The sequence below is a fragment of the Rheinheimera aquimaris genome (genome assembly GCF_020531985.1).
GTDB classification, from domain to species: domain Bacteria; phylum Pseudomonadota; class Gammaproteobacteria; order Enterobacterales; family Alteromonadaceae; genus Alishewanella; species Alishewanella aquimaris.
On the sequence record NZ_JAJAVQ010000001.1, the window covers coordinates 645,439 to 665,254 of the forward strand.

At 50.3% G+C, this 19,816-nt stretch carries 16 protein-coding genes; 3 read left to right on the top strand and 13 right to left on the bottom strand.

Annotated features, from left to right (window positions below):
- Nucleotides 1–20: 20 nt before the first annotated feature.
- From secF to LHL18_RS02900, 3 genes are read right to left on the bottom strand one after another with little or no spacing between them, the layout of a single operon-like run.
- The gene (gene secF / locus LHL18_RS02890; protein WP_226765686.1) at nt 21–968 is read right to left on the bottom strand and encodes a protein translocase subunit SecF; all 948 of its coding nucleotides are present in this window, start codon (nt 966–968) and stop codon (nt 21–23) included.
- Nucleotides 969–978: 10 nt separating this feature from the next.
- Entirely contained in the window at nt 979–2,811 is a 1,833-nt protein-coding gene (gene secD, locus LHL18_RS02895; RefSeq protein WP_226765687.1) for a protein translocase subunit SecD, read from the bottom strand.
- 54 nt (nt 2,812–2,865) lie between these two features.
- Nucleotides 2,866–3,228, bottom strand: coding sequence for a hypothetical protein (locus LHL18_RS02900; RefSeq protein ID WP_226765688.1), 363 nt, complete (start codon nt 3,226–3,228; stop codon nt 2,866–2,868).
- Nucleotides 3,229–3,440: 212 nt separating this feature from the next.
- Here LHL18_RS02900 and LHL18_RS02905 point away from each other — a divergent pair, with 212 nt between their 5' ends.
- Nucleotides 3,441–4,253 (top strand): DODA-type extradiol aromatic ring-opening family dioxygenase, encoded by an 813-nt coding sequence (locus tag LHL18_RS02905; RefSeq protein WP_226765689.1) that lies wholly within the window; start codon nt 3,441–3,443, stop codon nt 4,251–4,253.
- Nucleotides 4,254–4,326: 73 nt separating this feature from the next.
- On the opposite strand, the gene LHL18_RS02910 is transcribed toward LHL18_RS02905, so the two are convergent.
- The 3 genes from LHL18_RS02910 to LHL18_RS02920 form a co-directional block, all read right to left on the bottom strand.
- A complete protein-coding gene (locus LHL18_RS02910; protein WP_134054157.1) occupies nt 4,327–5,526 on the bottom strand; it encodes a M56 family metallopeptidase in 1,200 nt (399 codons plus the stop codon).
- The gene (locus LHL18_RS02915) at nt 5,519–5,893 is read right to left on the bottom strand and encodes a BlaI/MecI/CopY family transcriptional regulator (RefSeq protein WP_134054155.1); all 375 of its coding nucleotides are present in this window, start codon (nt 5,891–5,893) and stop codon (nt 5,519–5,521) included. Before LHL18_RS02915 ends, LHL18_RS02910 begins: the two co-directional genes overlap by 8 nt.
- A 79-nt stretch (nt 5,894–5,972) precedes the next feature.
- Nucleotides 5,973–7,001: a GlxA family transcriptional regulator gene (locus LHL18_RS02920; protein ID WP_226765690.1), complete on the bottom strand. Its 1,029-nt coding sequence runs from the start codon at nt 6,999–7,001 to the stop codon at nt 5,973–5,975.
- Nucleotides 7,002–7,133: 132 nt separating this feature from the next.
- Between LHL18_RS02920 and LHL18_RS02925 the strand changes: the two genes are divergently transcribed.
- Together LHL18_RS02925 and LHL18_RS02930 are read left to right on the top strand one after the other, a co-directional pair.
- Complete coding sequence (locus tag LHL18_RS02925; RefSeq protein ID WP_134054151.1) at nt 7,134–7,328, top strand: hypothetical protein; 195 nt, start codon at nt 7,134–7,136, stop codon at nt 7,326–7,328.
- Between the two features lie 55 nt (nt 7,329–7,383).
- Complete coding sequence (locus LHL18_RS02930; RefSeq protein WP_134054149.1) at nt 7,384–8,031, top strand: energy-coupling factor ABC transporter permease; 648 nt, start codon at nt 7,384–7,386, stop codon at nt 8,029–8,031.
- Between the two features lie 40 nt (nt 8,032–8,071).
- Here LHL18_RS02930 and LHL18_RS02935 read toward each other — a convergent pair whose 3' ends face one another.
- The 7 genes from LHL18_RS02935 to LHL18_RS02965 form a co-directional block, all read right to left on the bottom strand.
- A complete protein-coding gene (locus tag LHL18_RS02935) occupies nt 8,072–9,766 on the bottom strand; it encodes a dipeptidyl-peptidase 3 family protein (protein ID WP_226765691.1) in 1,695 nt (564 codons plus the stop codon).
- 156 nt (nt 9,767–9,922) lie between these two features.
- Nucleotides 9,923–10,273, bottom strand: coding sequence for a DUF4870 family protein (locus tag LHL18_RS02940; protein ID WP_226765692.1), 351 nt, complete (start codon nt 10,271–10,273; stop codon nt 9,923–9,925).
- Between the two features lie 138 nt (nt 10,274–10,411).
- Nucleotides 10,412–10,990 carry a TMEM165/GDT1 family protein gene (locus LHL18_RS02945; protein ID WP_226765693.1) on the bottom strand — a complete coding sequence of 193 codons (579 nt, stop codon included), beginning with the start codon at nt 10,988–10,990 and terminating at the stop codon, nt 10,412–10,414.
- Nucleotides 10,991–11,202: 212 nt separating this feature from the next.
- Complete coding sequence (locus LHL18_RS02950; RefSeq protein WP_226765694.1) at nt 11,203–12,066, bottom strand: alpha/beta hydrolase; 864 nt, start codon at nt 12,064–12,066, stop codon at nt 11,203–11,205.
- On the bottom strand, nt 12,063–15,134 hold the full coding sequence (locus LHL18_RS02955) for an efflux RND transporter permease subunit (RefSeq protein WP_226765695.1): 3,072 nt from the start codon (nt 15,132–15,134) through the stop codon (nt 12,063–12,065). The genes LHL18_RS02950 and LHL18_RS02955 overlap by 4 nt, the downstream gene beginning before the upstream one ends.
- A complete protein-coding gene (locus LHL18_RS02960; protein ID WP_226765696.1) occupies nt 15,131–18,397 on the bottom strand; it encodes an efflux RND transporter permease subunit in 3,267 nt (1,088 codons plus the stop codon). Before LHL18_RS02960 ends, LHL18_RS02955 begins: the two co-directional genes overlap by 4 nt.
- Before the next feature lie 190 nt (nt 18,398–18,587).
- A complete protein-coding gene (locus LHL18_RS02965) occupies nt 18,588–19,658 on the bottom strand; it encodes an efflux RND transporter periplasmic adaptor subunit (RefSeq protein WP_134054137.1) in 1,071 nt (356 codons plus the stop codon).
- Nucleotides 19,659–19,816 lie beyond the last annotated feature (158 nt).

Here is a 19,816-nt window from a genome sequence, read left to right on the forward strand (position 1 = left end):
GCCGGCACAGCACCGCAGCGTTACAACACGGCCCCACCCGGTTCACCTTCTGTCGGCGGTGGCGGAGGTGGCAGCATGTCTTCGCGACTAATACCAAGTATTTCCGCGATACTACTGGCTACATACACTGAGGAATAGGTACCGACAGCAATACCAAACAACAGTGCAGTAGCAAAGCCATGAATAAGCGCACCGCCCATGTAAAATAACACTATCAGCACCAACACCGTTGTCAGGGAAGTGATAACGGTACGGTTTAATGTCGAGGTTATGGCGAAATTAATCACGTCAGCCGCTGGCGTATCACGCAGTTTACGAAAGCTTTCGCGGATACGGTCAAATACCACTATGGTATCGTTAATCGAGTAACCAATCAGCGCCAGTATCGCGGCAAGTACTGTCAGGTCAAACTCAATTTGCAGCCAGGAAAACAGCCCCAATGTTAAAATAACATCGTGTATCAGCGCTGCTACCGCCCCCACCGATAACCGCCATTCAAAACGCATCGCCACATACAATAAGATACCAAGCAACGCGACCAGCATCGCCATACCGCCGTCCTGTTTCAGCTCTTCACCAACACTTGGGCCAACAAACTCTGCCCGGCGCAGCGTGATCTGTTGCTCTGCCGCAGTGTTTAACACTGAAACGACGGTTTCGCCCACGGCGGCCTGCGCCATGTCATCGCGCAGCGGAATACGCACCAACACATCGCGGCTGGTGCCAAACAGCTGCACAACGGCATCGCTAAAGCCCGCTTTGCTTAATGTGCGGCGAATATCGGCCAAATCAGCTGCCTGACTAAAACCCAGCTCGATAACAGTACCACCGGTAAAATCCAGCCCCCAGTTAATACCCCTGCTGGCAAAACCAACAACCGACGCTACCATCAGCAGCACTGACAACCCTACCGCCAGCCATTTCAGCCGCATAAAATTAATGGCCGAAGTAAATTGAAAAATCTGCATTTTATTCTCCTTAAACCGGCAGTGACTGCAAACGGCGACCGCCCCAACACAGGTTCACCAACAAACGGGTACCCACTACAGCGGTGAATATCGATGTGATAATGCCGATAGCCAGCGTGACGGCGAAACCTTTTACCGGCCCGGTACCGACAGAAAACAGAATAAGCGCCACCAGCAAGGTGGTGATATTTGAATCGGCTATAGTGGCAAAAGCCCGGTCATACCCCAGATGAATCGCCTGCTGCACAGACCTTCCCTCAGCGAGCTCTTCGCGGATGCGTTCGAAAATAAGCACGTTTGCATCTACAGCCATGCCGACGGTCAGCACTATGCCTGCCATTCCCGGCAGGGTCAGGGTGGCGCCCGGTATCATCGACAGCACGCCGACGATAAGCACCAGATTGGCAACCAGCGCAATGTTCGCTACCAGACCAAAGGCCTTGTAATACACCAGCATAAACAGCAGCACAGCTGCCATGCCCCAGACAATAGCGGTCATGCCAAGCGAAATATTTTCCTGGCCCAGGCTTGGGCCTATAGTGCGCTCCTCTATGATTTGTACCGGTGCAATCAAGGCTCCGGCGCGTAATAACGTTGCCAGGTTTTGCGCTTCAGAGGGTGAGCTCAGGCCTGTAATGACAAAGTCGCGGCCAAGCCGCTGTGAAATAGTGGCATCGTTAATCACTTCCTGCTGTTTAACCAGTACAGGGTTGCCGTCTGCTCCTGTCTCAGTGCCGGGTTTGTATTCAATAAACACCGATGCCATGCGCCGGCCTACCGCGTCTTTCGTGCGCGCCGATAGCATCTCGCCGCCCTGAGTATCGAGCTTAATATTCACCTGCGGCCGGCCGTATTCGTCATAACCGCTGCTGGCGCCGGTAATATGCTCCCCGGTCAGCATAATCGTTTTCTCAAGTAACAAAGCTCTGCCATCGCGGCTGTGATAAAGCCCGGCCTGTGCAGCTGCAACATCGCTTTGCTCATCCACCAGACGAAACTCCAGTGTTGCGGTTGCCCCCAGTATTTCTTTGGCTTTAGCGGTATCCTGCACACCAGGTAGCTGTACCACAATACGATCAGCGCCTTGCCGCTGCACCAAAGGTTCGGCCACACCAAGCTCGTTAACACGGTTACGGATAATAGTAATGTTCTGCGCCAGGGCGTATTCACGAATTTGTTTTAGCTGCTGCTCACTTAAGGCTACCTGCACAGCTAAGCCATCGCTTTGCACGCTTAACAGTAAATTGTGGTCATACTGCTTAAGTGCAGCCTGCACCGCCGACAGATCTTCTGTACTGCGCAAGTTTACGACAACCTGCTGCCGGGCTAAATCCAGCTGCACACTGCGATAACGCAGTTTATTGTCACGCAGCTCACTGCGTAGCGTTTGCGCCAGATCTGTCAGGTTTTTATCGATAGCAGCTTTCATATCTACTGCCATTAAAAAATGCACACCACCACGTAAATCCAGGCCGAGCTTCATCGGCTCAGCGCCGATAGCATGTAGCCAGGCCGGTGTGGCCGGTGCCAAATCCAGCGCCACGACAAACTTGTCACCAAGCACCTGGCCGGCGATTTCTCGCGCCTTTAGCTGTGCATCTGTGCTGGCAAAGCGTATCAGTAATTTATGGTCAGTTAAGGTTTGTGCTTTGACAGTCAGGTTAGCAGCTGCAAACTGCTGATTTAATGCGCTACTGGCCTCAGCGCTGATGGTACCGCCACGGGTCGCACTGATATTCAGTGCCGGATCTTCAGGGTATAAATTGGGTAAGGCATACAGCAGCGCGAGCAGCAGCATGCCAAGCACGGCGACATAGCGCCATGCAGGGTTTTTGTTCAACATGGATAATCGTCCTCACTGCCAGTGCCTGAAGAGCGGCTGGCTTAGCAAAATAACTCAGGCCAGCACAGTGGCTGGCAGCAAATATTCAGCGTGAGAAAACATCGGCGGCGCGCGCGGCTGATGACATACCAGCACGACAGCGCTGTAGCAGAGGCCCGCGGCAGGCAAAACATGATGGCAATATAAACAACGAACTTTAACGGTCAACGTTGTTGGTAATACGGGCGGGTCGTTATCGTCGGTCTGGCTGTTGTCGGCAAGATGCACTGGCAGTGCTGGCAATACTGCCTGTAGCTGAGTGTCAGCCAGAGGCGACAGGCGTAAATCGTGCACGGCAAAAGCTTGCGGTGTACACAATAAACTTAAATAAAACAGTATGGCAAAACGGCTAAGCCAGCGCATAACACCCCAAAACACACCGCAGCCCCGACGGCTGCAGTAAAACTGAGCGTTATAATGCGGCCTGTGGCCAATAAAAACAATATGGAGTGTTGGTTTATCTTGTTGCCACCCGACCATTGAATCTATTTTTTAGATAGGTTAACGCCGAAAATATCAACCTTATCTTAGTTGTGTAGAAAGGTTTTACTCTTTAAGCTGAGCTCTTGCCCGCACTGAAGGATATGACTATGCAAACTGCTCTGGCCCCTGTGTTGTTCTTACCTCATGGCGGTGGCCCGCTGCCGTTACTCGGTGATCCTGGCCATGCCGGGCTGACCCGCTTTATCAGTAACCTTGGAACACAGCTGCAGCAGGAGCTTAGTAAACCTACGGCAATTGTGGTAATAAGCGCCCACTGGGAAGAAACGATACCGGCATTGACAGCGAATAATTCAACACATTTGCTGTATGACTATTCCGGCTTTCCCGCTGAGAGTTATCAGCTGACCTACCCGGCCCCGGGCGCTGCGCAGCTGGCCGCAAACATAGCAGAGAAGCTTACCGAAGCAGGTTTTACGCCACAGCTTGATAAAAACCGTGGCCTTGACCACGGCGTCTTTGTGCCGCTATTAATGTTGCGCCCTGCAGCCGATATTCCGGTTTTACAGATATCCTTACTCAAGGGGCTGGACCCGGCGCAACATATTGCGCTGGGTGAAGCACTGGCCTTTTTACGCCGGCAAAATATCTGGATTATAGGTTCAGGCATGAGCTTTCATAATATGCAGGCATTCTTTCGCCCGGATCTGGTTAGCAAAACGCAGGTTGACGAGTTTAATCAGTATCTGATTCAGAGCTTATCGCCAGAGCGGGATTATCCGGAGCAAGCCGAAAAACTGAAGCGCTGGTTGGATGCGCCTTATGCCCGTTTAATGCATCCGCGGGAAGAGCATTTACTGCCGCTGCATGTTTGTTTTGGCGCTGCCAAAGGCAGCAGCGCCGAGCTGTTATTTCATGATGACGTGCTAAACAAAGCTGTACTGGCATTTGGCTGGTTCTGACTGCTGACAATGCACAAAAGCAGCACCATTAAATGGCGCTGCTAATGCTGCTTTTATGCATTATGCCGTTTATTTAGCCATGATCAGCCGTGGCAGCTTTCACACTGATCCTTTCCATCTCAGGCGGCACAACATCCAGTTCGAAATCTAATTGCACCAGCAGCGCTTTATGCTCCTGTCCGGTTGCATTGTATTGCCACTCTTTCAGTGCCCTAATGGCTTCTTTATCAAAAATATCAGACGGGCTCGACTTTATCACACTGACATTACTGACTTTACCCTCAGCACTGACATCAAACTTCAGCTGTACAAAGCCGGCTATGCCCTCTTTCGCTGCCTTCACCGGGTAGCGCGGCTCTATGCGCATAACTGGGGACAACTGTGTCGTATCTTTCGCACCAGCTAAGGCAGGTTGTTGCAGTAACAACGTTGAGCCTAGTACCAACGCCATGGCAGTCATAACCAGGGTTTTACTCAGTCCTTTTTGTTGCTGTAATTGCATAATGCGTTGTTTCATAGAATTAAAATCTCCGTAGTAATGAGAAAGCGGCCACCATATACTGGCAGGCTGCTGCGTACTGCTTAGTAAAGCATGACCATAAGCAATTCTTTCTGCCTTGCCCGCGTGTTCAGTCACAACTGCGTCACAAGACAATTCCTGCGCCTGACGATATTTGCGATATGCCAGCCAGCAAAGAGGGTTAAACCAGTACAAACACAGTAATAGCAATGCCAGATAGTTCAGGTGTAAATCGCCGCGGCGCCAGTGCGTCAATTCATGCTGTAGGATTAGCCGTTGCTGTGTTGGGTCAAAGCGGGTAAAAAAATCATTTGGTAATAAAATGCGCGGTGCCAGCAAGCCGCTTACGCAGGGGCCGCTGCTGTCTTCAGCCTGGCGGTATGCAGGCCCAATGTTTACTGTGTTTAGCGGCGTAGCGCGGCGATATTGCGCCCTGCAGCTTAAATAACTTAATACCAGATATGCAGCACATAAAGCACTGCCCACAAGCCACACGCTAAATATGGTACTCACATCACTGACGCTGGCAGAAAGTTGCTGTACACCAACCTGATAACGTTTTATTGGCTCTGCGTGAAACGTTACCGGCAGTAACGGAATAAGCAGCGGCGCAGAGAAAAATAGCGGAACAGCAGACCAAAGCGCATAAACCGTGCGGGCGCCTAAACGCTTTAACAGCAATTTCTGTATTGATACCAGCACTAACAGCAATGCTGAAAACGGCACCAAAAGCTGCAACAGAAGCTCAGTCATGCTTTTGCTCCCATTCCGCGATCAACTGTTTTAGCTGCTCTACATCATCAGCATTGAGTTTATTCTGGCTGGCAAATCCCGCCACTAAAGGCGCAACCCTACCAGCAAATAAGCGCTCAACAAAAGACCGGCTTTGCTGCAGCTGATAGTCCTGCTCGGCGATAAGTGGATAATACAGGTAAGCGCGGCCATCTTTATCAAAGCCCAGCGCACCTTTGCCAACCAGACGGTTTAACAACGTTTTGACGGTCTTTTCATGCCAGTCTTTATCATCGGCCAGCGCTGCAACAACATCGTTCGCCGACAACGGCTGACGTTGCCAGAGGATTTGCATCACTTTTAATTCGGCATTGCTGATTTCAATCATAGTTACACCATTGATTACATCTGTAATACATTTAATATTACAAGCGTAATCAATAAGCGCAAGCTATTTTTAAAATTATTTATCCAGCCTTATCTAAGCTTGTTGCCGGGCAACAGTCAGGGTTGTCCTGTAGCATAAACTTCTGCCGGTACTGGCTTGGGCTTAACTCGGTGTAGTTCAGAAACAATTTGCGAAATGAGCTCATATCTTCATAGCCTACCTGCAGCACTATCTGTTCTACCGGCAGATTGGTGGTTTCCAGCAGGCGCTTGGCCTGCTCTACCCTAAGCCGCTGCAGATAATTTAGCGGTGTATCGTTCAGGGCGGCTTTAAAGCGGCGCAGCAATGTGCGCTTGGTTAAATGAAATTGTGCCGCCAGAGCTTCCAGCGCAAAAGGCTCTGCCAGCGATTTGAGCAGGTGTTTTTGCACCTGAGCAATCAGTAAGTCGGTATGCGGCTGCCCGACGGATAAATCCATATAAGGTATTTGCGAGCTGCGGTTAGGATCTGTCAGCATGATTTTGCCAATCTGCCGGGCAAACTGTTCGCCAACCAAACGCTCTGTTAAAGCCAGGCATAAATTCATAAAAGCAGTCGTCGCACCGGCCGTTAGCAGATTGCCATCCTGCACCAGCAGTTTATTCAACTGTAAATGCACATTGGGGTATAGGCTTTGAAATACGTCTTTGAAAAACCAGCTCGATGTCGCGCTTTTATGCTCAAGCAAGCCGCTGCCCGCCAGGATGAAGGTACCGGTGCAATGTGCAGCTATCAGGCTACCCTGCGCCTGAGCCTGCGCTAAACCAGCAAAGTAAACCGAAGATTGCTGAGCCAAAGTGCTCAGCTGCGCCCGGCTATAGGCATAGGCCGCAGGCAGAATAAGCACGTCAGCGCTTTGCCAGTTATGTGGTTGCACATCAAGCGTAACGCCCTGCTTCAATATCAGCGGTTTACCGTCAGGCGATACCAGATAACAGTGAAATAACGGCGCGGCCTGCTCACCTTGCTGATAACGCCACAGCACGTTGCAATACTCAAAAAAATCCAGCAAGCCGAACAGATCACTGCTGATACTGCTGTTTGTCGCCAGGACGGCTATTTGTTTCATGGTTTTTCCTGTTTACGCTGACTACAACAGCTTTGTCACTATCCACCTTATTTTTATCAATAGTGACACTGCTATCAGGGTTTAGCAAGTTTTACACTGCAACCGTAGCATCAACATAACGCAGGAGGCAGTATGAGTAAGTTAAACAAAAAATGGCCGGCAATCGCTGTCTGGCTGAGCAGTTGGCTGGTGATTTTCTGGATAAACTTTGCGGCAGAATTGTCATTAATGATGCATTTATTTGCCGTACCGGTGCTACTGATTTGCACGGCAATAGGTGCCGGGCAAATACTGGAAGGCTCAGATCCCCGCCACAGCGGTGACTGAACAGCAATACACCGTTATACTGGCGCCAAACTGACGGCATAAGATGAACACCATCATGACAAGCTGGCAAATCTGCGGAGCGCTTATCACGCTGGCGCTGCTGTGGTATTACTTTCCGCGTGAGTTTATTCCTAAATTGCTGGCCGAGCCGGGCTATCAGCATCTGGTGCTGGCATCCGCTGTCGCGCTCAGTTTATTCTGGAGTGTGCAGGCAGGTATAAAAGAAGGCCTTAACCTGCATTTTCTGCTGGTTACTACGGTAGTGTTGTGCCACGGCTGGCGTATTGCTATCTGGCTCTGTTTGCTGCCTATGTTGCTGCTGATTGGTTTTGGCAAGCTGGCATGGCAGGACAGTGGTTTATATGCACTGTGCAGTTTTATCTTGCCGGGCCTGTTTAGCTATACGCTGTTTCTGGCCAGTTACCGCTACCTGAGCCGGCATTTATTCATCTATATTTTTGTCGCGGGCTTTATTACTGCGGCGCTTACTATCGTATTGCAAATCAGCCTGACATCGCTCTGGTTTGGTCTGGAGGGTCGCTACAGCTGGCAAATTATTATTGATAACTACTGGCAGCTGGCACTGCTGATCTGGTTTCCCGAGGCGCTGCTTAACGGCAGTGCTATCACCTTGATGGCTATTTACCGCCCGCACTGGTTGCGCACTTTCTATGACAGGGAATACTTATCTCCCGACAGATAAATGCGTAACGGGCAGCACGCATGCTGCCCGTACACTGTGCTTATTTTAAACCGAGCACCTCTTTACCCTGGTTAAACACCACATCAACCGGTATATCGGCAGCCGCCAAACGAGCCAGATCTGCAGAGAGTTGCGGTTTAATCACACCTTTATCCGCTACCAGTGCGGCAACGCCGTCGTAATTACCATCGCCTTGCAGTGTTAGGATCAGCTCAGATAACGACGCCATAGCCGCCTGCATTTTCGGATAATCCACCTGATAGGTGCCATCGTCGTTACGGACAAAAGCGCCCTGTTCGGCAAAATAATTAAAGCGAATCATATTGGCTTTACCATGCGCGCTGGAGGCACCAAAACGCACCGAACGGAAAATACCTGCCATAAAGGTGGTGTAATAATCTTCCAGCTCACCCTCATCCAGCATACCCTGCTGTTTTAGCTGGGTAATCATATACAGGCCTAGAATATCGGCTTTGCCTTCTTCCAACGCTGAAGCATGTTCTTTTAACGCCTGACGTACAGAGCCTTTATCATTAATGGTATTTTTGATGCCCAGCCCATGTGCTACTTCATGGAACATAGTGTTGTTAAAAAATGCATTAAAGGTGACATGCTTGCGCTGCTCAGGTGCGATCAGTAAATCTGCAATAGGCAGCATAATATGGTCAAATTTGGCCTGCATAGCGTTTTTAAGCTGTAAACGGCGGGTGCCTTTTTCCAACTGTACCTGCTCATCATTTGGCAGGTTTATCGCAATGGTTTTAGAGCCGGCATTCGAGTGGCCCGCGTAGTAAATGACATCATAAGCATTTAAGTCGGCGTCTGACCCCGGTGTTTCAGCTTTATACGCGTCGGCTACCGGTAACCCCTTTTGCAGCGCCGGTAAAGTGGCTGCATACTTCGCCAGTTTTTCGCTCCAGCTTAAATCTTTTACCAGTACATAGGCTTCAAACGCGGCACGGTAACCAAACAGCTGATCTTCGTAGGTTTCTATCGGGCCAATCACCAATTCAATCGGGTTATTTTTCATCGCCATCCAGGCAAAATCTGATGGCTGATAGTTGTCTGTCAGTAACGCCTGCGCCCGCAGTTTAAGATATTCGGCAAACTCTTTGTCTTCGGCCAGTACTGAGGCTTCTGTCAGCAGTTTCGCAGCGGCTTCCAGCTCTGTTTTGTATTGCACGGAATAAGGTATGGTATGCAGCTTACCTTCGCTGTCGCGGCGTATTACCGAATACAGCCCGGTTTTGTCGCTAAGCTCTGCTGTTTCAAACTCCTGTTTGGTCATATCAGCAGGATAAAACTGTGCCCCGGCAGGTTTTTCAGCATAGCCGCTAAGAAACGGCTCATCGCCTTTTAATCTGTCCCACGGCCCATAGTTGATATCAGCAAAAGTGCGTACTTTACCTTCTGGCAGTTTCGCCAGAAATGCCGCTTTCTCTTCTCCAAAAGCCTGCTGCCAGAACAGATCGTCCATAATCTTACTGGCATCGATCAGTTTACTCAGCATAGTACGCTGATTATCGTTAAGCACGGATAAATCCGCCGTTAAATCAACACTGCGGTAAATATCCAGCCGCTTTTCAAATGCTGGCAACAAGCTTACCGTTGCCATTGTTTCAGCTGCTTTAGCGTCAGAATTTGCTGATGTTGTAGAAGACGTGTTGTCTGCCGGAGAGCAGGCGCTTAGCACACCGGCAAAAGCCAGTGCCAGATAAAGGGCGTTATAACGCATAGTAGGATCCTGTTTTAGTTGTGCAACATGTTGCTGAACGGATACAGGGTAGAAAAAGCACGCCGGCAGTTCAATAGCACTGTGACGGAAATACCTAAGAAAGCTGCCATAAACAAAAAAGCGAAGCCTGAGCTTCGCTTTTTTATAAAAAACAGTTTAGAACATCCAGGTTTTTTCGTCCTGCACGGGCTGTTGCAGTTCAAGCTGCTTCAGGCCTTTTACGCAGCGGATAATCAACCAGACGATCCAGAACAGATAGACCAGCCAGCCAATCATGACGACCAGTAAAATACCGCCAACGATCATGAACAGCAGCCCCATCCAGAACGTGCGGATCTGAAAGCGATAATGGCTTTGCAGCCACTCCGGGCCATCGTCTTTATTCACATAAGCGACAATAACACCAATAATACCGGTGATACCAAACACCAAACCAACCAAGTACAGAATATACACCAACTTCGCGGTAGAGCTGTTTACTACCGGTGCCGCATTAATGTCATTCATGACGCATTCTCCTTTACTACTATTATTGTTTTATTAAAACTGCTGCCGATTCAATGTTACGCTGACACAACAGTTTCATAAAGCAACATAACTGCAAAGTAAATAACAATCAATGGCTTCGGATACTAGTCTTGCAATTTAGCTCAGTGCAGCAAGCTGGTCAGAGCAGATTATGTAAATTCCTAACACAATAAACAGCGTACAAGCTGACCATCTGGCCCACTTAAGTGAGATTTTTTGCATCAGCCAGCTACCCGCATAAACCACAGGGACATTCGCGGCCAACATGCCCAGTGTCGTGCCAACGATGACCCACCACACAGCCTGTTCAAAACTGGCGGCAAGAATAACGGTAGCGATCTGAGTCTTGTCACCAATCTCAGCCAGAAAAAACAACATGCAGCTGGCAGCAAAAGCACCATAACGCAGCATACCATTGTCTTCACTGTCATCTTTGTCCGGGATCAGTAACCAAAGCGCTACCGCGATAAAACTGCCACCAAGCAACATGTTGTGCCAACCGTGGGGAATAAACTGCGCAACCCAGACACCTAGCCAGGCTGATGCCGCATGATTGAGCAAGGTAGCAACCAAAATGCCAGCAACGATAGCGCCTCTGGCACGAAAACGGGCGGCCAGAAACAACGACAACAACTGGGTTTTGTCGCCAATTTCGGCAACCGCAACAGCAGTAAAAGAAGAGATAAACGCGTCCATAATACAACCTTAGCGGGAATAAACATAAGACATAAACCAGCTCCCGCTATGGACCGGTATTATGTCTTAAGTCTCATCAATTCAGCGGGCGCTGAACGATACGGCCATGTGCAATGCGGCACAAGTATGTTGACCGTAGCGCGGCTGCATCAAACAGCCGCAGATTACTCCCTTAAGGACGGCGGGCAGTCTAGCGTAAAACCTTGCGCAGCTCAAGGACGCCTTAAATAGAATGCTGCAGGATTAAACAGATACAGTACAGCGTCAGCAAACTCGCGCCGCCAGAACGCTTCGTTATGCTCACCCGCAACAACCTTAATTGCAAGCTGTTGTGGCTCCAGGCCTTGCTGTTGCAGCAGATGAGCCATTTTCAGCATATTGCCAACCATCTCACTGCCTTCCTGCCGCCCCATCAGCAACATAATTCGGCTGTCTGCAGGCAGAGTGCTGCTGTTAGTTTGCTCAAACACTTGTTCGGCATACCAGTATGACGGCGAGAGGATACCCGCCCGGCCAAAAGTACCGGGCTGATTAAACACCGCATAGTGGCTGATTAAACCGCCCATACTGCTACCCATAATGCCAGTGAAGGCTGGCCCTGGCAGGGTACGGTAGTGTGAGTCAATATAAGGCTTTACCACGCTACGGATAAAACCGGTGTACTCGTGTCCCTCTGCACGGCCAAAGCGGGGATGATCCCAGCCGCTGTATTCCGTCATCCGGTGGCGGCCATCGTTATCTATTGCTACCACTATCAGGTCCAGCCAACCTTGCTCTGATAGCAAATTAAGGGTTTCATCTACCCCCCACTCGCCGGCATAGGCAGTAGCATCATCAAAGATGTTCTGGCCATCATGCATATACAGCACAGGATAATGCTTGGTACTGTGCTGATAATGTGGTGGCAGGTACAGCCATATTTGGCGGTCCCGGTTAAGCCCGGCTATCGTGAAGTGCTGAGGCAGTACACTTACATTAGCCTGCGCAGTGGATACTTTTTCCGGCTCAAGTAATACTGCCCAGGCAGAACAACTGCTTAGCAATGCCAGTAATAATCCCAGCAGGCGGCAGTTCATACTGAGTCACCCCGTGTTTTTAGCACTTTGTCAGCATAGCGCACCGACTGCTGGCGCCAGTTGGTCCAGCCACTAATCAGGTTAACCAGACCCCAGTAAGTCAGCGGCACCAGTACCAGACTAGTCAGGGTAGAAAACAACAGGCCACCGATAATAGCAATGGCCATAGGTGCATAGCTTGGGCCGTCACCGCCAATTTGCGTACCGCCTAATGCCAAAGGCAGCAGCCCCAGCACGGTTGTCGCAACCGTCATCAGTATGGGCCGCAGCCGCGACTCACTGGCATGGATAATCAATTCACGCAGTGACGCATCAGGTTGCTCCTGCCGGTCCTGATTGATCCGGTCAACCAGCACTATGCCGTTGTTTACCACTATGCCCATCAACACCAGCATGCCTATCATGCCCATAATGCCCATGCTGGTGCCGGTGAACATAAAGGTCCAGAACACCCCGACCAGCGAGAACAACAGTGAACCTATAACTGCTGTCGGCAGCAATAATGATTCAAACAACGCCGCCATCACGATATAAATCATGGCCACAGCAAGCAGCATATTTACCATCATCACCTGCTGAGACTCGTCCTGACGCTGAAAACTACCCTGAAATGACCAGCGATAACCAGACGGTAACGCCAACTGGTCCATCACTTTTTTAATGTCTTCCCGCGCACTGTCCATGGTGTAATCTTTTGCCAGATTCATGCGTATCGCGATACCAGTCTGACGGTCAAAACGGCGGATCTGATCCAGCCTTGGCGCTGTTTTTATGTCGGCCAGCTGCTGCAGGCTGATCACTACGCCATCTTTATTCAGGATCGGCAGGGCTGACAACTCTGCCAGCGAATGACTGACTTTTTCATCGTACAGTACCCGCATTAACAGCTCGCCCTGCTCTAAGGTTCTGAAAGTGCGTAAGTTGGTGCCACGCAATGCCAGTGATACAGCGCCGGCAACCTGCTGTGCAGATAACCCCTGCCGCTGCAGTTGATCCAGTTTTAATGTGATTTGGATCTCCTGCTGACCATGAGCAATTTCTGAGCTGACATCCTCTAGCCCTTTAATGGCTGACAGCATAGGTTCAATTTCCGTGGCCAAATCCAGCAACACCTCGGTAGAGCTGCCGAGTAAATGCACCTGTAAACCGCCGTTGTTTCCCCAGCCAAAAGACGGTTTTGAACGCACCAGCGCCGGCCAGTCCTTACGGATAGCTTCTTTCAGCTGCAGCATCGGCTGGCTAAGCTGCTCTTTTAAAATAATGATAGAAATAGCATGACCGGAGCGGTAATAACTGTATACCGACTCTATGTCGAACTTATCTTTGTTCGCGTACAGATAGTGCTCCATTGCACTGACTTCTTCTTCAACTTCGGCAATAGCATAGTTACCCTGCACATTGTAATTAAGAAAAATCCGGTCCCGGTCTTCATTGTCTTCGTCACCGCCCGACACAGCGCCCATCGGAATGACAATACTGCCAAGCAGCAGTACTGCAACAAAAGCTGACCAACGCGGGTGATACATCACCCAACCTAAAACACGGCGATAATTAGCTTCAAACACGCCTGATTTCTGCTCTTTGACCGGCTGCACCTTCAAACCGGTAGTTAACAAAGGGATAAGCGTCAGCGCCATTAACAGACTGACCGCCAGGCACAGACAAATTGCGATCGCGACGTGCTCAAGAAAAATAGTCAACTCCATCTTCTGACCAACTATATTAGGTAAAAACACGATCGCTGTAGTCGCAGTACCTGCAACAACCGCCAGACTGACGCGGCGTACACCACGGGCTGTAGCGGCCTTTACATCACCACCCAGCGCACGCTCACGGAAAATACTTTCCGTCACCACCACAGCGTTATCCACCAGCATACCGATGGCCAGCATCAGCCCCATCATGCTGAGGATATTCAGGCTGTAATTCATAAAATACATAAGCCCCAGAGCTATGCAGATAGACACAGGCACAGCCAGCACCACTACCATAGTGGTGCCAAAATGGCGTAAGAACAGATACAACACGGCAAAAGACAATAACGCGCCTATACCACCGGCACTTAACAAGTCGGCCAGTGAGGTGGTAACGCCTTTGGCAGTGTCGTCCATGATGTACAGGCTGATCCCGTTAAACGCCGGATCATTGTCGGCAGCCTCAACTACCGCCAGTGCAGCACGGGCAACTTCAACCAGGTTCGCGCCTGATTCTTTAAATACGTTCATGCCCACTGCGTAGCTTTGATCCAGATGACGGCCATCTTCACGTTTGGGCAGTTCAAGCTGCACGGTTGCAACTTCACGCAAGCTTAATCCAGGCCGGATAGGCAGCGATGCTATCTCTTCCAGCTCTCGATACTCACCAACCGGTTTTACCAGTATGCTGTTCTGACTATTACGCAGCTCCCCCGCTGTCATAGCAAAATTATTACTTTGCAACATACTGACTATAGTGGTGGCATCAATGTTAAGCGCGCGCATTTTATCCGGGTCCAACCGGATCACAACCTGGCGCTTTTCAACACCATACAGCTCAACTTTTGATACACCTGCTACTCGTTCCAGCGGCCGTTTAATCTGCCGCTCCAGCAAGTCGTACGCCATCGCTAAATCGCGCTCGCTTGAGATCCTAAGCTGAAAGATCGGCATATCATTGGTGTTGAACTGAAACACCAGCACGCGTTCCACATCTTTAGGTAACAGATGGCGGATGCTGTCCAGCCGCTCACGCACTTCGATACTCTTGCTGTTAATGTTCTCTTCCCAGTTAAACTCCAGCGAGATTTCCGCACTGTTCTCATTTGACCAGGAGCGCATTTCCTTCACACCGGTGACGGTTGCCAGCGCCTCTTCTACCGGACGGGTGATCAAGCGCTCAATTTCAGTCGGTGTCGCGTTATTATAGGGCACATTAATGAAAATCTGCGGTATATCAATGCCGGGGAATTTCTCCAGTGGCAGCATACGGCTGGCAATAATGCCAAACACCAGCATCGATAAAAACATCATGCAAATAGTCACAGGCCGCGTTAATGCAAACCGGGTAAGTGCCAAAGGTTGCTGACTCATACACCTACCTCCTGTGTGCTGTCTGCGACAGGCTGTACTTTGCTATCACGGCTAAACAGCGCATATAACACCGGAATAAACAGCAAGGTCAGCATAGTAGCCAGCGCCAGACCGAAGATCACGGTAATGGCCATTGGCGCACGGATTTCGCTACCATCACCGCCTCCGATTGCCATAGGTAACAAGCCAAGAATGGTGGTCAGTGTCGTCATCAGAACCGGCCGCAAGCGGCTGCTACCGGCATCCAACACGGCCTGTGTTAATGCAACACCTTCGCCACGCAACTGGTTTATACGGTCGATAAGCACTATCGCATTGTTTACCACTATACCGGCCAGCATGATAAGACCAATAAATACTATGACAGACAAGCGGGTATGGGTTAGCCACAACCCCAGCACAGCACCGGCACCGGCCAGAGGCACAGTAAACAGGATCAAAAGCGGCTGCAGCAGGTTTTCAAATTGCGACGCCATCACTAAGTACACCAGAAAAACCGCCAGTAACAGTGCCATCGTCAGCGAGGTGTAAGCACGCTCCATTTCCTCACTTTGCCCCATCACCGCCGCACTGACGCCATAAGGTAAACGCTGCGCTGATAATATCGCCTGGGCGCTTTGAGTTGCCTGCTCTAAATCACCGTAAGCCAGGTTAGCACTGACCACGGCCACGCGCTGTTGACCAATACGGGTAATTTCACTCGGGCCGGTTTCACGTTTTATCTCTGCCACAGCAGACAAGGGTAACGGCTTATCGCTGCCCGGATTAATGATCAGCTGTGCCAGTTGCTGCTCAGACTGACGGTACTGCTCTTCCAGCCTGACACGGATATCTACTTTACGGTCATTCACTGAATATTGCCCCGCCAGCTCGCCACCGACATAAGCGGCAACCCTTTTGGCCACATCATGTGATGTCATACCCAGTTGCGATAACAAACCATGATTAAAATACAATGTAATTTCCGGCTGGCCGCGGCGCAGACTAGTTTTAACATCAGTAAAACGATCGTCGGCTTCCAGTGCTGCAACCAGGTTATCTGCCGCCGTTTTTAGTTGTGGTAGCTCATAACCGGACAGCTCCACTTCCAGAGGCGTACTGAAGCTAAACAGCTGCGGCCGGTCAATTTTCACCATAATATCAGGCTGCCGGGCCAGATAATCACGCAATGTCGTGATAACCTGCTGCTCCTGCTCAGCGTTGGTACCCGGCTCTAACACTATGCTCAGCCGTCCCCAGTGGCTACCGCCTATACTGGGATCAACCGTCATCTGGGCACCGGTACCGGCCTGCGCATAGCTACGCTTAACCACGGCTTGCTCAGCGGCAATAGCTGCCAGGCTGGTGAGTACTTTATCGGTCTGTTCAATAGCACTGCCTACCGGCAACTGTACTTCAACAAAAAATTCGCCCTGGCTCATCGCCGGTATGACATCGGCGCCTAAGCGCGGCAATAACGCAAAACAGCCTGCGGCTACCGCTAAAGTAATCGCTATAGTTAACGCTTTGAAATTAAGCGCAGCCTGTAACGCACGGCGATAAACCCTCTCCAGCTGTACCAGCAACCACTGCACTACCGCCAGCAGCGGTTTAAAGGCGAATGCCAGCGCCCGGCCAACCAGACGAAATATCAGCGTTAGCAACGTCATCACCAACAGCATCAGGCCACGCAGAGCCTTGCCCAGCATCCGCAGCGGCCAGGTTGGCCAGTAGTACCAGCGCCGCACCGGCTCAGCGCTTGTTACGTCGGCAACAGCTGCAACAGCATTGTTATTACGGCTACGCTCACGCGCGGCCATGGTAGGGATCAGTGTCAGCGCCACCACCAGCGATGCCAGCAGCGCAAAAGTAACCGTCAGAGCCTGATCCCGGAATAACTGCCCGGCGATACCTTCAACAAATACCAGCGGGAAAAACACCGCAACTGTCGTTAGCGTAGATGCGGTTATCGCCATCGCCACTTCGCGGGTACCGGTTCTGGCGGCGGTAAAGGCATCTTTACCCTGTTCTTTATGCCGGGCAATGTTCTCCAGCACAACAATAGCGTTATCAACCAGTAAGCCAACCGCGAGCGCTATACCGCCCAGGCTCATCATGTTCAGCGTAATACCCTGACCGTACATCAGATTAAAGGTAGCGATTACCGATACCGGTATCGAAACCGAAATAATCAGTGTTGCCCAAACATTGCGTAAAAACAGATACAGCACCAGCATCGCCAGCAGGCCGCCGACGATGGCTGAAGATTTAACCTCTTCAATCGCCTGTTTAATAAATTCAGACTGGTCATACACCAGGGTTAGCCGGTAACCGGCTGGCAAAGATTTTTCTAACTGTGGTAACTGCGCCAGCAGTGTTTCTGCGACTTGTACGGTATTAGCATCACCCTCTTTGTATACGGCCACTTCAATGGCTTCTTTGCCATTAATATAAGTAATACTCTGACGGTCAACAAAGCTGTCCCGCACTTGGGCAATATCTTTTAAGCGGATCTGGCTGCCTGCCACTTCGGCTACGTACAGATCTTCAATCTGGCTTAGGTTTGCAAACTGGTTGATGGTACGCACCAGATAGTCGTAGCTTGGCGTTTCCAGCCTGCCACCTGCCTGGTTCAGGTTTTCTTCACGTAACCGCTCACTGATTTGACTGATATCCAGCTGCAGCTGACTGAGCTTTTCCGGATCGACCAGAATTTGAATTTCCTGGCTCAGACCACCGTCAGGCCTTACGGCGGCAACACCGGGCAACGACTCCAGTGCACGGCGCAAATCTTCTTCAGCAAAGGTGCGTAAACTAACCAGCTGCGCCGGGCTTAGCGCTTCCGCTTCGGTATCCCGGCTCAGGGCAAGGCGCACTATCGGGTCTAAGTTCGGGTTAAACCGCAGCAGCAAAGGTTTTTCAATTTCCAAAGGCAGGAATAATACATCCAGCTTTTCGCGTACTTCCAGTGCCGCCAGGTCCATATCAGTACCCCAGTCAAACTCCATCACCACATCAGAGCGGCCAGAGCGTGACACCGACTGCACCTTGCGCACCCCTTTAACAATGCCGACGGCTTCTTCAATAGGTTTACTGACCAGCTGCTCGACTTCAGCCGGCGCAGCGCCGACAAATTCGGTGCGCACTGTCAGTGACGGGTAAGATAAATCAGGCAATAAATTCACCGCCAGGCGGCCTGCAGCAACCAGACCGAAAAGTAAAATACCTAGTGTGAACATCCAGATAGTGACGGGGCGGCTTACCGCGGTATCAACCAGCTTCATAGCATCATGTCCTGTGAGCTTAAATTATTGTTGTATTTATTCAATGAAAGGCGGTACTTCTAGTTAATCTGCAAAACCGGCTTACCTACGCCAACACGCCGTGAACCCATCCCTGGGGGCTCGTTTCCGCCCGTCCAGGGCTCCAACGGTTGGCTTAAGATAACCCGGTTTTTACTCCATTTGAGCTGTCTTAAAACTCGCGTACCGTTACCACATTTACCAGGGCTTCGTCTTTTAATGCTGACTGACCGGCAATCACCACCTGATCGCCCAGCGCCAGACCTGATAACACCTCAACAGTATTGTCGGCCTGATAGCCCAGATGCACCTGTTTACGACTGACTTTATTCTCACTGTCGATAACAAACACGGTCTGCGTATTGTCAGTGCTCATCAGTGCGCGTTTAGGCAGCAGTAAAGCATCGGCTTTTACATCAAACTGCAATTGTACCTGCGCAAACATGCCTGGTTTTAATATCTGCTGCTCATTGGCTACTTTCAGCACAGCACGAACAGTACCCGATTGCGCATCAACTACCGGTGAAATACGCACCAGCTCGGCTTTTACCGGCTGCATACCGGCAAACTGCAACACCGCATTCTGGCCAACATGGGCCTGCGCTAATTGCTGCTCCGGTAAATGCACCACGGCCTCCAACTGCTGATTCGATACGATATGAAACAGCGACTGAGTCGCATGTTGATTCACCAGTTGCCCAACTTTGGCATAACGCCGGGATACCACACCCGCGATAGGAGCACGAATTTCGGTTTCTTTCAGCGCCAACTCTGCCAGGTTGACAGAAGCTTGCAGTGCATCAAACTGCCACTGCAGTTTTTCAAATACATCGGCACTTATCAGCTTGCGCTGATACATCTCTTCCATCCGCTTTAATTCGCTACCCAGACGGTTTAATTCGGCTTTCTCTTTGTTCAGGCTGTACTGCTGGCGCTCGTTATCCAGCTGCGCCAGTAATTGGCCGGCAACCACTTTATCACCCTCTTCCACCAGGATTTGCTGTACTATGCCGGTGGCTTTGCTGATCACTTCCGCTTCACCGCGCGCTTCTAAGGTAGCAGTTGTACGATAGCTGCTGCTGATTTCGCCCTGACGGGTCAGTGCAGACTCTACCGGAATAGCAACTACAGCCTCTGCTGTAGTAGTCGCGGTAGTACTGTTCGCCTGGTTACAGCCAGTCAGTAGTACACTGGCCAATACAGCAGCGGCAGCAGTAAGTTTAAAAGTGTTTGACGTTTTCATGATTCATCCTTTGGAAAACAAAATACTGAACAAGTTAATACCAACAATGCAGCTGCTGTGCCAGCGCCATAAAAAATAAATTCGTTAATATTTTCAATAAGATAAAATATACTCATCGCAATTAACTACTCATCACGTTCGTTTGTGTTAGTTAAAAA

Coding starts and splice junctions, on each gene's coding strand:
- secF (WP_226765686.1), bottom strand. CDS start 968: ATGCAGATTTTTCAATTTACTTCGGCCATTAATTTTATGCGGCTGAAA.
- LHL18_RS02960 (WP_226765696.1), bottom strand. CDS start 18,397: ATGAAGCTGGTTGATACCGCGGTAAGCCGCCCCGTCACTATCTGGATG.
- LHL18_RS02935 (WP_226765691.1), bottom strand. CDS start 9,766: ATGCGTTATAACGCCCTTTATCTGGCACTGGCTTTTGCCGGTGTGCTA.
- LHL18_RS02955 (WP_226765695.1), bottom strand. CDS start 15,134: ATGAGTCAGCAACCTTTGGCACTTACCCGGTTTGCATTAACGCGGCCT.
- LHL18_RS02915 (WP_134054155.1), bottom strand. CDS start 5,893: ATGATTGAAATCAGCAATGCCGAATTAAAAGTGATGCAAATCCTCTGG.
- LHL18_RS02920 (WP_226765690.1), bottom strand. CDS start 7,001: ATGAAACAAATAGCCGTCCTGGCGACAAACAGCAGTATCAGCAGTGAT.
- LHL18_RS02950 (WP_226765694.1), bottom strand. CDS start 12,066: ATGAACTGCCGCCTGCTGGGATTATTACTGGCATTGCTAAGCAGTTGT.
- LHL18_RS02965 (WP_134054137.1), bottom strand. CDS start 19,658: ATGAAAACGTCAAACACTTTTAAACTTACTGCTGCCGCTGCTGTATTG.
- LHL18_RS02905 (WP_226765689.1), top strand. CDS start 3,441: ATGCAAACTGCTCTGGCCCCTGTGTTGTTCTTACCTCATGGCGGTGGC.
- secD (WP_226765687.1), bottom strand. CDS start 2,811: ATGTTGAACAAAAACCCTGCATGGCGCTATGTCGCCGTGCTTGGCATG.
- LHL18_RS02930 (WP_134054149.1), top strand. CDS start 7,384: ATGACAAGCTGGCAAATCTGCGGAGCGCTTATCACGCTGGCGCTGCTG.
- LHL18_RS02910 (WP_134054157.1), bottom strand. CDS start 5,526: ATGACTGAGCTTCTGTTGCAGCTTTTGGTGCCGTTTTCAGCATTGCTG.
- LHL18_RS02945 (WP_226765693.1), bottom strand. CDS start 10,990: ATGGACGCGTTTATCTCTTCTTTTACTGCTGTTGCGGTTGCCGAAATT.
- LHL18_RS02925 (WP_134054151.1), top strand. CDS start 7,134: ATGAGTAAGTTAAACAAAAAATGGCCGGCAATCGCTGTCTGGCTGAGC.
- LHL18_RS02940 (WP_226765692.1), bottom strand. CDS start 10,273: ATGAATGACATTAATGCGGCACCGGTAGTAAACAGCTCTACCGCGAAG.